The organism is Nonomuraea sp. CX421 (assembly GCF_059358955.1).
Window position 1 is genome coordinate 1 of the sequence record NZ_JCADBK010000046.1, and the last position, 11,190, is coordinate 11,190.

14 protein-coding genes and 1 pseudogene are annotated in these 11,190 nt (G+C 67.7%); 7 read left to right on the top strand and 8 right to left on the bottom strand.

Annotated elements, in window-relative coordinates:
- Nucleotides 1-226 precede the first annotated feature (226 nt).
- Both AC5L3X_RS38845 and AC5L3X_RS38850 read left to right on the top strand, forming a co-directional pair.
- Nucleotides 227-286 (top strand): annotated as a pseudogene (locus tag AC5L3X_RS38845) (hypothetical protein); the annotation flags it as partial.
- A gap of 481 nt (nucleotides 287-767) precedes the next feature.
- Entirely contained in the window at nucleotides 768-1,226 is a 459-nt protein-coding gene (locus tag AC5L3X_RS38850) for a tyrosine-type recombinase/integrase (RefSeq protein ID WP_494863787.1), read from the top strand.
- 41 nt (nucleotides 1,227-1,267) lie between these two features.
- Here AC5L3X_RS38850 and AC5L3X_RS38855 read toward each other — a convergent pair whose 3' ends face one another.
- Genes AC5L3X_RS38855 through AC5L3X_RS38870 form a run of 4 tightly spaced genes read right to left on the bottom strand, consistent with a single transcriptional unit; the run spans nucleotide 1,268 to nucleotide 3,963 of the window.
- Nucleotides 1,268-1,609: an integrase core domain-containing protein gene (locus tag AC5L3X_RS38855; RefSeq protein ID WP_494863773.1), complete on the bottom strand. Its 342-nt coding sequence runs from the start codon at nucleotides 1,607-1,609 to the stop codon at nucleotides 1,268-1,270.
- Nucleotides 1,593-2,960, bottom strand: a complete 1,368-nt coding sequence (locus AC5L3X_RS38860; protein ID WP_494863788.1) for an IS30 family transposase — start codon at nucleotides 2,958-2,960, stop codon at nucleotides 1,593-1,595. The genes AC5L3X_RS38855 and AC5L3X_RS38860 overlap by 17 nt, the downstream gene beginning before the upstream one ends.
- Nucleotides 2,867-3,643, bottom strand: coding sequence for an IS3 family transposase (locus tag AC5L3X_RS38865; RefSeq protein WP_494863775.1), 777 nt, complete (start codon nucleotides 3,641-3,643; stop codon nucleotides 2,867-2,869). The genes AC5L3X_RS38860 and AC5L3X_RS38865 overlap by 94 nt, the downstream gene beginning before the upstream one ends.
- Nucleotides 3,640-3,963, bottom strand: coding sequence for a transposase (locus AC5L3X_RS38870; RefSeq protein WP_389918279.1), 324 nt, complete (start codon nucleotides 3,961-3,963; stop codon nucleotides 3,640-3,642). The genes AC5L3X_RS38865 and AC5L3X_RS38870 overlap by 4 nt, the downstream gene beginning before the upstream one ends.
- Before the next feature lie 245 nt (nucleotides 3,964-4,208).
- On the opposite strand from AC5L3X_RS38870, the gene AC5L3X_RS38875 reads away from it, so the two are divergent.
- Together AC5L3X_RS38875 and AC5L3X_RS38880 are read left to right on the top strand one after the other, a co-directional pair.
- Nucleotides 4,209-5,981: a protein kinase domain-containing protein gene (locus AC5L3X_RS38875; protein WP_494863777.1), complete on the top strand. Its 1,773-nt coding sequence runs from the start codon at nucleotides 4,209-4,211 to the stop codon at nucleotides 5,979-5,981.
- Between the two features lie 650 nt (nucleotides 5,982-6,631).
- Complete coding sequence (locus AC5L3X_RS38880; RefSeq protein WP_494863778.1) at nucleotides 6,632-6,898, top strand: hypothetical protein; 267 nt, start codon at nucleotides 6,632-6,634, stop codon at nucleotides 6,896-6,898.
- Between the two features lie 12 nt (nucleotides 6,899-6,910).
- Here AC5L3X_RS38880 and AC5L3X_RS38885 read toward each other — a convergent pair whose 3' ends face one another.
- Nucleotides 6,911-8,101 (bottom strand): MFS transporter, encoded by a 1,191-nt coding sequence (locus tag AC5L3X_RS38885; protein WP_494863779.1) that lies wholly within the window; start codon nucleotides 8,099-8,101, stop codon nucleotides 6,911-6,913.
- Nucleotides 8,102-8,179: 78 nt separating this feature from the next.
- Here AC5L3X_RS38885 and AC5L3X_RS38890 point away from each other — a divergent pair, with 78 nt between their 5' ends.
- On the top strand, nucleotides 8,180-8,569 hold the full coding sequence (locus tag AC5L3X_RS38890) for a MerR family transcriptional regulator (RefSeq protein WP_494863780.1): 390 nt from the start codon (nucleotides 8,180-8,182) through the stop codon (nucleotides 8,567-8,569).
- A 15-nt stretch (nucleotides 8,570-8,584) separates the two neighbouring features.
- On the opposite strand, the gene AC5L3X_RS38895 is transcribed toward AC5L3X_RS38890, so the two are convergent.
- A complete protein-coding gene (locus AC5L3X_RS38895) occupies nucleotides 8,585-8,788 on the bottom strand; it encodes a hypothetical protein (RefSeq protein ID WP_494863781.1) in 204 nt (67 codons plus the stop codon).
- A gap of 224 nt (nucleotides 8,789-9,012) precedes the next feature.
- Entirely contained in the window at nucleotides 9,013-9,549 is a 537-nt protein-coding gene (locus tag AC5L3X_RS38900) for a hypothetical protein (RefSeq protein WP_494863782.1), read from the bottom strand.
- A gap of 23 nt (nucleotides 9,550-9,572) precedes the next feature.
- Here AC5L3X_RS38900 and AC5L3X_RS38905 point away from each other — a divergent pair, with 23 nt between their 5' ends.
- Nucleotides 9,573-9,872, top strand: a complete 300-nt coding sequence (locus tag AC5L3X_RS38905) for a MerR family transcriptional regulator (protein WP_494863783.1) — start codon at nucleotides 9,573-9,575, stop codon at nucleotides 9,870-9,872.
- 88 nt (nucleotides 9,873-9,960) lie between these two features.
- Here the strand turns inward: AC5L3X_RS38905 and AC5L3X_RS38910 are convergent, their stop codons facing one another.
- Nucleotides 9,961-10,356, bottom strand: coding sequence for a hypothetical protein (locus AC5L3X_RS38910; protein WP_494863784.1), 396 nt, complete (start codon nucleotides 10,354-10,356; stop codon nucleotides 9,961-9,963).
- Nucleotides 10,357-10,685: 329 nt separating this feature from the next.
- On the opposite strand from AC5L3X_RS38910, the gene AC5L3X_RS38915 reads away from it, so the two are divergent.
- Complete coding sequence (locus AC5L3X_RS38915; protein WP_494863786.1) at nucleotides 10,686-11,072, top strand: DUF3237 domain-containing protein; 387 nt, start codon at nucleotides 10,686-10,688, stop codon at nucleotides 11,070-11,072.
- Nucleotides 11,073-11,190 lie beyond the last annotated feature (118 nt).

Sequence of the window (11,190 nt, forward strand, 5' to 3'; positions counted from 1 at the left end):
CCATTGAGGCGATTGCCTCCTAATAGTCCACCGGATTACAGGTGGCCTTCTCAAACACCATCTCCCTGGGCGCGGCCCGGGTTGGCGGGAGCGGGTTCGGCGCGGCGGGTTCGGGAGTGCTGAGGCGGCGCGGTCTGCGGGCCGTGAACTGCTGACGGCGGAGGCGGACGGGCCGCTTTCTGCTGGGTGCACGGTGGGGCAGTGGCTGCGGTACTGGTTGTCGGTGGTGGAGTCGCGGTTGCGGCCGACCACGCACCGGGCCTACCGGGATCATGTGCGGCTGCATCTGAGCCCGTATCTGGGCCGGGTCAAGCTGGGGGAGCTGTCGCGGCGGGACGTGACGCGGATGTTCGTGGCGCTGGGGCGGCGGCGGAATCGGTACGGTCAGCCGATCAGCGCATCGACTTTGGAGCGGATCCGGGCGACGTTGCGGGCGGCTCTGAACCACGCGGTGCGTGAGGATTTGATCGCCGTCAATCCGGCGCAGGGCGTTCGGTTGCCAGCACCGGTGCGGACGCATCCGGTGGTGTGGACGGCTCGTCGGGAGGCGGCCTGGCAGCGTGGTGGAGAGCGTCCGGCGGTGGCGGTGTGGACGGTTGAGCAGTTGGCCGCCTTCCTGGGCTTTGCACGTGAGGATCCGTTGTTCGTTCTGTGGTGGCTGGTGGCCTTGCGTGGGCTGCGGCGCGGGGAGGTGGCCGGGCTGCGGTGGGTGGACGTCGATCTGGAGCGGCGCGAGCTCACCATCGCTCATCAGCTGGTCCACACCGATGAGGGGCTGGTGTTGTGTGAGCCGAAGAGCGCGGCCAGCCGACGGACGTTGGCACTCGATCCGGAGACCGTGCGGCTGCTGCGCCGGCACGAGCGTGCGCAACGCCGGCTGCCGGGGGAGCGGTGGTCACCGACCAGCCCGATCTTCACCCTGGGCAGCAGTTCAGCCGAGTTATCTCACCCACCGCTTCCACAAGCTGGTCGCCGCGAGCGGGTTGCCGCCGGTGAGGTTGCACGACTTGCGCCATGGAGCTGCGACGTTGGCTTTGGCGTCGGGCACGGAGTTGAAGGTGGTGCAGGGCACGTTGGGGCATGCCAGCATCGTGCTGACCGCCAACACCTACGTCTCGGTACTCCCGCAGCTGTACCACGACAGCGCCAAGGCGACCGCGCGGCTGGTGTTGAAGGCGGTCAGGGAAACCAACCGGAAGATCGGCAAGGCCCGGGAGACGACGTGACTCACGTGTGGTGTCCATCCCCTGAAAGCGTGGAGACTCGGTTATGCGGCGATGGTCTCCTGCGACCTCGCCTTGGTGGCTGCTCGCGCGGTCATGATCTGCCGCTCGTAGACGGTCGGGGGTAGCCCGTCGGCGGCGCTGTGTCGGCGGCGGGTGTTGTAGAAGTCGGCGATCCAAGTGGCGATCTTCAGGCGGGCTTCGGCCCGCGTGGCGAAGTGGTGCCGGTGGACGTATTCGACCTTGAGGGTGGAGTTGAACGATTCGGCGGCGGCGTTGTCCAGGGCGCAGCCGACCCGGCCCATCGACTGCACGACGCCCCAGTGCCGGCAGGCGGCCTGGAAGCGGGCGGCGCTGTATTGCTCGGATTCAATCAGTCGTCGCAACACTGCTGCTCAGCAGCAAGTTTAGTTGATCGCTGAAGGCTTCTGCCGGTGTCTTCCATCCGAGGGTCTTCCGGGGCCTGGTGTTGAGCGCGAACGCAACAGCCGCCAACTCCTCGGCATCCCAGCGGGACAGGTCGGTGCCCTTGGGAAAGTACTGCCGCAGCAGGCCGTTGGTGTTCTCGTTGGTGCCCCGTTGCCAGGGGCTATGAGGGTCGGCGAAATAGACCAGCAAGCCGGTGTCGATGCGCAGTTGGGCATGCTGCGCCAGCTCCGTTCCCCGGTCCCAGGTCAGCGAGCGACGTAGCTGCTCGGGCAACCCGATGATCTCTTTGGCGATCGCGTCCCGCACGGCTTCGGCGCCACGGCCGGCCAGCGCCGGGCCGTTCTTCACCCGTTCCTGCGTGCCGAAGCCCTCCATCCGGGGCAGGTGCAACAGCAGCGTGAACCGCGTCGTGCGCTCCACCAGCGTGCCGATCGCCGACCTGCCGGTGCCGATGATGAGATCACCCTCCCAGTGGCCCGGAACCGCGCGGTCCTCAGCCTCGGCGGGCCGCTCGCTGATCAGCACCTCAGAGGTCACGTGGCCGCCGGCCTTCTTCCGGGCGCGGGCCCGCGGCACCCGCAGCGCACGCCCGGTGCGCAGGCACGCGACCAGCTCCCGCTTGAGCGCTCCACGCCCCTGGACGAACAGTGCCTGGTAGATCGCCTCGTGTGAGATCCGCATGGTGTCGTCCTCGGGAAAATCGACCTGCAGCCGGTGGGAGATCTGTTCGGGGCTCCACGATGTCGTCCAGCGGCGGTCCTGACGGTGGGGTTTGTTCCGTCCCTTCCAGGGCGCTGTCTGCGGCCCTGCCACCGGCGTGCCGTCCGGGTGGCGGACCTGTCCCGCCAGCCGCTGCTGCACGTACTCGCGCAGGTGCTGGTTGGCCGCCAGTTTGGCGGTCTTCGGCCGACGAGCTCGGCGTTCGGCGTGCCATTGCGCGACCGTCGCTCGATAGTCCACGTCATACGTCCGCGTCGAGGCGTTGCGCCGGAGCTCGCGGGAGATCGTCGACGGCGAGCGCCCCAGGCGCCGCGCGATCTCGCGCACGCCGAGCTTCTGGGCACGGCATAACGCGATCTCTTCCCGCTCTGCGAACGACAGGTAGCGGCCCGACACCGTCGGGGCAAGGCATGGTCCCACCCCGCCAGCCTGGCGGAACCACCGTGTCCCAACCGCTGGTGACACGCCGATCTCCGCTGCGGCTTCCTCCGAACTCACCCCTCGAGCGATCGCTTGCCAGAACCGGACACGGTCCTGTCGCCAGGCGACAGTCGGCCGTCCCGGCGAGGGGATCTGGCCGCGATACAACCGGACCGCCTGCTGTTTCTTGCCCATGCCCATGCACCAACACCTCCAACGACGAGGTGTTGCGAGCACCGATTGAATCCGAGTTCGCTGCCGCGGTCGGTGTGGAAGATCACCCCGTCGACGGTGCCGCCGCGGGTCACGGCGGCCATCTGCAGGGAGGCGATGGTCAGCGCCGCGTCGTGATGCTCGGACATGGCATAGCCGAGCAGCCGGCGGGAGAACAGATCCTCCACAGTGGCCAGGTAGAGCTTGCCCTCGCCGGTGACGATCTCGGTGACGTCGCCGCACCACAGCACGTCCGGCGCGACCGCGGTGAAGGTGCGCCGGACCAGGTCGGGGGCGGCGGGCCGTTTGCCCTGACGAGTCAGCGACCGGCGTCTTTTGGCCGCTCTGCCGGCTAAGCCGAGTTCGGCCATGCGCCCGGCGACAGTGTTCTCCGATACCCGCCATCCCGCCTCGTGCAGGTCACGGGTGATGCGCGGGCTGCCATAGGTGCCGCCCGAGGCGGTGAACCTGGCCTCGATCACCGCGTCCAGATCCGCGCGGCGCCGCTGCCGGGCCGTCGGCACCCGGTCGCGCCACTTGTAGTACCAGGACTGCGAGACGCCCAAGGCCCGGCAGGTCAACGCGTGAGGCACACCGTGGTCGGTCTTCTGGGAGCTGATGAAGGCCGCCACGCTCACCGGCCCATCGCCTCTCGAACCCACAAGACCACCGAGCGTTTGAGCACATCGCGCTCCATCTCCAGCTCGGCGCGTTCCTTGGCCCATTCGGTCCGCTGCCTGCGCAGCCGGGCGAGTTCCTCCCGCTCGGACTCGGCCAGCTCCCCGCCGTTGGTGTCCTGCTCGCGGGCCAGCCGGTCCATCTGCACCCAGTTGGCCAGCGTCCCCGCATTGATGCCCAGGTCCTTGGCGACCTGCGCGATCGGTTTTCCTGTCTCCCGCACGATGCGCACCGCGCCCGCCCGGAACTCCGGATCGAACCTGCGTCTGGTCTCTCCCACGACCCAACCTTCTCCTTAGGTCAGGTCTCCACGCTAGAAGGGGAAGTCCAGGACCGCTGTGGCATAGGACCGTCTCCGCACTTTGAGGGGATTGACAGGAGCCGGTGGTGTGTCGATAGAGAGTATTGTTGCGTGACCTGAATCGTCACCGACTATCCCGATGAGTTGCGTGATCTGCTGGAAATGTCGGTTCCGTCAGGGATTCGGGTGCTGGTTCGCGCCTGGATCACCCTAAGATCCCCTTCATGCAGCCACTGCGCCCCGGGGATCCGACAGTGCTGGGCCCCTACATGCTTGTCGGTTTCCTCGGTGAGGGCGGGCAGGGCGCCGTCTTCGCCGGGCGGGCACCCGACGGCACCGCGATCGCGGCCAAGGTCCTGCACGCCCGCTTCGCCGGTGACACCGCCGCCGTACAGCGCTTCCAGCGTGAGGTCGAGCTGACCCGCCGGGTGGCCCAATTCTGTACGGCACGCGTGCTCGACGTCGGACTCGCGGGCGCCGTGCCGTACATCGTCTCCGAACTGGTCGAGGGCGTCTCCCTCCAGCATGCCGTACGCACGCGTGGCCCCTTGACCGGCGACGATCTGGTACGGCTCGCGGTGGGGACCATGACCGCTCTGATCTCCATCCACCGGGCGGGCATCGTACACCGCGATTTCAAGCCTTCCAACGTGTTACTGGCCGCTGACGGGCCTAGGGCGATCGACTTCGGCATCGCCCGGGCGCTGGACGCCTCCTCCGTCACCGCCAGCAGTGTGGTGGGCTCGCCCGGCTACATGTCGCCCGAGCAGATTCGGGGCGAGCGGATCGGGTCCGCCTCGGATCTGTTCTCGTGGGCCGGGACGATGGTCTATGCCGCCACCGGTTCGCCCGCGTTCGGCCTCGACTCCATCCCCGCGGTCATGCATCGGGTGCTCAACATCGAGCCTGACCTCCGGGCCATCGGTGAGCCGCTGCATGACGTGCTGACGGCGTGTCTTCAGAAGGATCCCGCGCTGCGCCCTGACGCCCAGACGGCCTGGAACGCGCTGATGGATGGCTCCCCAGCCGCCGTACCCGTGACACCTCCTCGGGACAGCGTGCCCGGCGGCAACTCTCGCAGGGACAACGGACCTGCTGAGGCTCGCCGTGACACCACACCGGCGTCGCCCAGACGAGACCATGCTGCCCGCCGTACCTCCACGTGGGGACGGCCTGCGGTGGCGGTGGCGGTGGCGGGGGCGGCGGTGACGGTGAGTGCGGCCTACATCCTGTGGCCCGCGCCCTTAACCAGCCCGCCCGCAGTCGCAGACCCAGCGGTCACCACCACGCTCGGCCAGCCGGCCTCAGCCACGCCGGCTCCTGCCACGCCAACGTCTGCCACGCCAACCGGCACGACCCCGCCGGCCTCCGCCCGGAAGGCCACTCCGAGCACAAGCCCGACCCCTTCGTCGGCCACCACTCCAACCCCCACCCCGACGACAACCCCCACACGACGCCCTGCAGTGTCTGGACGCTGGGATACGAAGGGTGACGTGTCAGAGTGGGACATCACCGGTCCACACAGCGCCAAGTTGATCCGATACCCCGACGGACCCACAGGCCCCGGCTGGGGGTTCCTGATGTGGACGAAGCGGCCGATGAGCACCAGCTTCACGCTCTCGGTCCGCGCGCGCTTGCGCGAGTACGGCCGCCGGGACGAGACCCCGAAGTACGGCTTGCTGTTCTCCAACACGGAGCCGGGCAACGACATCGGCTACTACGTCGAACCGCTCACCGCAGAGGGCAAGCTCACCGTCCTGGTGATGGAGAAGGGTGCGTTCAGCGCGGAGCGCATCCCATGGCCGTTCGGCTTCGACCCCGATGACTTCCACACGCTCAAGGTGACCAGGAAGGGCTCGACTTATACCTTCCATGTGGACGGCCGACAGGTGTCCCAGCGTGAGGTGCCCGGAGTCGACCCACAAGGTCTGGGCCGGGTCGGTCTGGCCGGGTTTGACGTCCTCGCCGAATTCCGAGACTTCAGAATGCAGAAATGAGGTGTACGACACTCGGAACATTTGCTCGGTCAGCGCCGTTACCTGCGCCAACGTTCATTGCTGTCCTCCTCCCCGCTGTGTGCGGCGGGCCCAGCGCCTAGGGTGCTCCAGGCGGGGCCACCTGCTACTCGTTCAACCGGTACGGCATTTGTAGATCTTGGGATTCGGTGGGCAAACGGAACGTAGTCGGCCGATAGCCGAGAAGTGGCCTTCCCGCTGACCTACGATCTGGTCATGTCCTGGCGTCGAGGTCGCCGGCTACGCCTACTGCGTGAGGTGGGCTGAGGCCCGGCTGCGCCGGGAGCGCGGCCGTGGGGCCCGGTGGACGAGCACGGCCGCGACATCACAGCCGTCGACCAGCTCAAGCGGCGGCTCGGCGAGGCCGAGGCGACGATCGAGCTGCTGGAAGCTCAGCGCGGCGACCAAGGCGGCGGCCCGCTGCACTTCAAGTGCGTGCCCATCACCGCCTACGCCGAGAAGGTCAGCGCGAAGCGGACGGCGCTCGCCCAGCGGGAGGAGGCCGTCCACGCGTGCCGGGAGGCGCTCGCCCGGCTGGCCGCCGCCGAGCGGGAGGTCGGCCGGCTACGCGCGGGCGAAGCGGCGACCCGAAGCAGGAAGGCGCCGCCCTCACCCCCGACCAGTGGATCAGGATGTGGAACGACCTGCCGGGGCCGCAGCGGATCGACTGGGTGGAGCGGATCGTCGAAGGACTCCGGGCGGCGTCGCGCTGCCGGGAGGAAGATCACGACAGCGCCGTGCGGGTCGTCGCCGAGCACCGCGGCGTCGCCGTGCGGCTCGCCCGCCAGCTGCTGGCGCACGCCGACGCCGAGCCGCACGACTACCTGGCCTGGGTGCCGGCCGACATCCTCGCCGAGACCAGTCCCTCAGACAACGGCTCCATCAGCTTCGCCAGGTGAGTGGATGGCGAATCAGGCGGTGATCGGGGCTTCGGCTTCGGCGTCCTTCGCCGACGTCCGCGTCTGGGGCAGGACGAGATAGGTGAGGGCCAGTCCGATCAGGCTCAGTACCGCGCCTGCCAGGCCGGTCCAGCGCAGAGCGCCGGCGGCGACGATCACGCCGCCGATGACCGAGCCGGCTGCGGCGCCGAGGTTGAAGGCGCCCACGTTGACCGAGACGGCCAGGTTCGGGGCGGCACCCGCGTGGTGCAGGATCAGTCCCTGCAGCGGGGCGATGGTCGCGGTGGCGAGCAGGCCGAGCATCAGGACCGCGGCTACGGCGGTGGGCTGCCACACCACGGCGAACGGGATGAGCAGGAGCGTCCCCGTCAGCCCGCCGAAGACCCCGCGTACGGTGGCGCTCATCGACTTGTCGGTCAGCTTTCCGGCGATGAGGTTGCCGAGGAAACTGCCCGCGCCGTAGGCGAGCAGCAGACCGGAGACCGCCGCGGCGGAGAAGCCGGAGACGCGGGTCAGCAGCGGGGCGATGTAGGTGAACACCGTGGCGACCCCGGAGAAGCCCACCGCGGTGGTGGCGATGGCGAGCACGACCGGCCGACGCGTCACCACGCTCAGCTCGTCACGCAGTCGCGTGGACGGTGCCTCCTCCCGGGGCAGGACGGTGGCCAGGAATATGGTGCCCACCAGAGACAGAACGGTCAGCACCGCGAATGGAGCCCGCCATCCGGCGCCCTGCCCGAGTAGTGCCCCCAGAGGCACTCCGAGGAGCGTGGCCACGGTGAAGCCGGAGGCCACGGTGGCGATGGCCGAGCCCGTCCTCTCGGGAGGGACCACCCGGGTCGCCGTCACCAGCGCCAGAGCCAGGAAGGCGGCGTGACTGAGCGAGGACACCACGCGGCCCACCAACAGCAGGCCGAACGACGGCGCCACCGCGCTGATGGCGCTGCCCGCCGCGAACACCAGCATGAGGCCGATGGCGAGCCCCTTGCGCGGCAGGCGCGAGGTGAGCAGGGCCATGAGCGGCCCTCCGACCACGACTCCGATCGCGTATGCGGTCACCGCTTGTCCGGCGGTGCCCATGGAGACGTCCAGATCCACCCCGACCTGGGGCAGCAGCCCGGCGATCAGGTACTCCGAGGTACCCACGACAAAGACGCTTACGCACAATGCGGCGAGCGTCGCGAAACCCTTGTTCGCCTTCATGCCGCAGACGTTAAAGTCTCACATCGGTATGAGAGTCAAGTTGAGCGGGCACTGCCCGCCTGGCATCAGGAGGTCGTTGTGCGCATCGGTGAGCTGTCCCGGCGGACCGGCGTGGCGGTGCACCTGCTGCGCTACTACGAAGAACAGGGGCTGCTCCACCCGCAGCGGCGCCCCAGCGGCTACCGGGAGTACGACGAAGAGGACGTCGCCATCGTCCGCCGCATCCGCAGCCTGCTGGCCGCCGGCCTGAACACCGCGACGATCACCACGGTCCTGCCGTGCCTGCGGGACACCGGCGACCGTCTCGTTCCCACCTGCTCGGACCTGCTCGCCGACCTCCACCAGGAGCGCGACCGCATCGCCCAGGCCATCAGCGACCTTCAGGCTTCCATGGACGCGCTCAATGACGTCATCGCCGCGGCTCCGGCCGACGTCACTCGCCGGGCGGTGGCCTCACTCGGCGGGTGAACGAATCGCCTCTCATCAAGGAATGCCGAGCGCGGCGGCGATCCGCCGCATGGTGGCGGCCTCCAGCCACTCGGCATCGGCGATCCGGACGGCTGCCTCAGTGATCTGCTCGCGGCTGTAGGGCAGCCGCAGGCCGCACAACGGGCGCTGGCCGAGCAATAGCAACGCGAGCCCGATCTCGTCGGGCTCGCCCCGACCACCTTGATCACACGGTCCCACCCTGCCAATCCCGGGCGGGGACCGTCCCCCTACGGGTGTTCACGAGTAGGTCCGACCTGGGACGGAGCGGGCGCTTAAAGATCGCTTCCCGGAACGGGATAGATCGTTTCCCGAGATCAACCTGCGCAGGTCCACGGCGAAAGCAGGAGCTTCGAAGAAGCCTCACCACGCGCCCTGAGCGTCATGGGCACCGAGAAGGCCGCTCAGATGGCGGGATCGGCTGGTCACTGTCCCCATTTCTCCGGCTCTCGTCGTCCGTACTCGACGAGGAGTTCCATGGCCCGCCGCTGGCCAGGGCTCATATCGGTCAACATCATCTGCCCGAACCGTGCCGTGGCGGCGACGGTGGCCCTCTGGTCCGCGGTGAGCTCGGTAGGGACGTCCGTGGGCAGCAGACCCGGCAGCATCGCGTGGAGCTCACCCGCGATCTCGTCGACGCGAGGGTCGTTCGCGTCGGCGTCCGCCAACGCGACCAGCTTCAGGTTCCACTCCTGCCACGGCGAGTCCTGCCCGACACCGGCGAGATAGGGGTCCACGAGTTCGGGCAGCGCCACCTCCGCCGCCCGGAGGATCCCGATGTCGCCCTTGGGCAGATCGAGACCGCGGACGGCCGTGGCGAGCTCGGGAGACAGCGTCGGATCGTCCCCGTATTCAAGGAGGTGCGCTATCACGGCACGGCGGCGCTGAATCTCCGACTCCCCGTCGGCCAGCTCCGCGTCCAGCTCGGCCAGTATCTCCCTCAGGTCCACCGCGCCTGTCAAGGGCAGGAGTTTTACTGTTCGCCATGTTGCTGATAGGTGAAATCGCCAAGCTCGCGGGCGTGACTCCGCGGACCGTTCGTATCTATCACCGGATCGGGCTGCTTGCCGAGCCGGAGCGTAACGCCGGCGATTATCGAAGCTACGGCATGAGCACGTTGAGCCGCCTGCTACAGATCCGCAAGTTGACCGCGCTCGGCATGGGACTCGGCGAGGTCGCCGATGCCCTGGCGGAGGAATTCGGACGGAACTGGGAGAGCTTGCCGCAAGGCACCCACGTGACACGCTTCTCGTGGATCTACCTTGGTCGGGAGCCTCGGCCGTGATAACTCAACGATCATATCGAATGGCGGTGTATAAGAGGCGGGCCAGCAGCATGGCGGCACCTGTGCGCCGCCCATGTGCGGCCCTTCCCTAGTGTTGGATGAACCGAGCGGCCTCGTTACGCTGGGTCTTGTGCCAACTGTACTTGATCTTGCCGTGGCCCTTCGCCGGGCCACTATGGATACTGAAGCCAGCCTGACCGCTGCTGTGCTTCCAGCCACTCTTCCACCCGGTGGTGGTCTGCACATAAATCCATGAATGGCCTGTGCATCCCCCCTGCACCTTGCGGGTATGGGCGCCTGTATGGCTGCTGTAAGCCAACCATGTGCAGCCACTGCGGCGGATCGTGATGATTTTTGTGTGGGCGGCCTTCGCCGTGTTGTTGCCCACGCGTGTGTGCAGTGCTTGAGCGGTGGTTGCATAAGCCGACGGGCCGAGTGCTGACACTAATGCGGCTGACGCTACCACCGCAACTAGTCTCTTCATCGCAGAACTCCTCCTTGGTGGCGCTTGCGGGCTTTTCAGAACTGTCGAGATGCCCAACGGCCGGGGACGACAAGGAGCTCGAACACTGCCGTCACGACCGAGGAATGGGGCACGTCACACCATCGCAAATGAAAATATGCAAGGCCGCGCCACAGCACAATCGTACGAGCGGTTGAATCGCGTTACCGCGATTGGCCAATAAATATTCCGAACGTGCAACCAGTGCGGTACGACATGTACTCCAATGGGTTGAGGGTCGAGCGACCGCCCAGCTCTCCGCAGCGTATGGTCAATTGTCAGTGCCGAGATAATACGGGGACACTCTGTTGATGTTTCCCGGCCAGCAGAGGTCCTCCATCCTTGGCAGTGGCTGCGGAGCGCCGGTCTGCGCGTTGTCGCCGACGAAACTATCCAGCGGTGGCGACTGGATCACTGTCGGCTCCGACCGCGTCGCCCGTCTGGACGTCAGGGCGACGATTCGCACCCACGACGACGAACTGGTGTTCCTCACCGTCACCGGCCGCGCCACGATGTCGGACGAGGTGATCAATCGGCTGTTCGCCGGCGAAACCATCGGCTGGGAGGAGATGCACGCCCGGTCCGCGCCGCTGTTCGAGACCGGCGCGGACGGCTACGCGTGGCTGAACTCCGCCGCCGCCGCCGTCAACGAACTGTCCCTCAACCACGTCGACTACCGCTTCTACAGCATCCGATGATCAGTGGATCGCACACCTTCGCGTCCGGCGGGTGCCCCCGTGAGGCGTCATCCCACCGGCGACGGAGGGTTCGGGAGGAAGGCGACGCGTAGTGCCTCGCTCACCGTGGCCGTCGCCG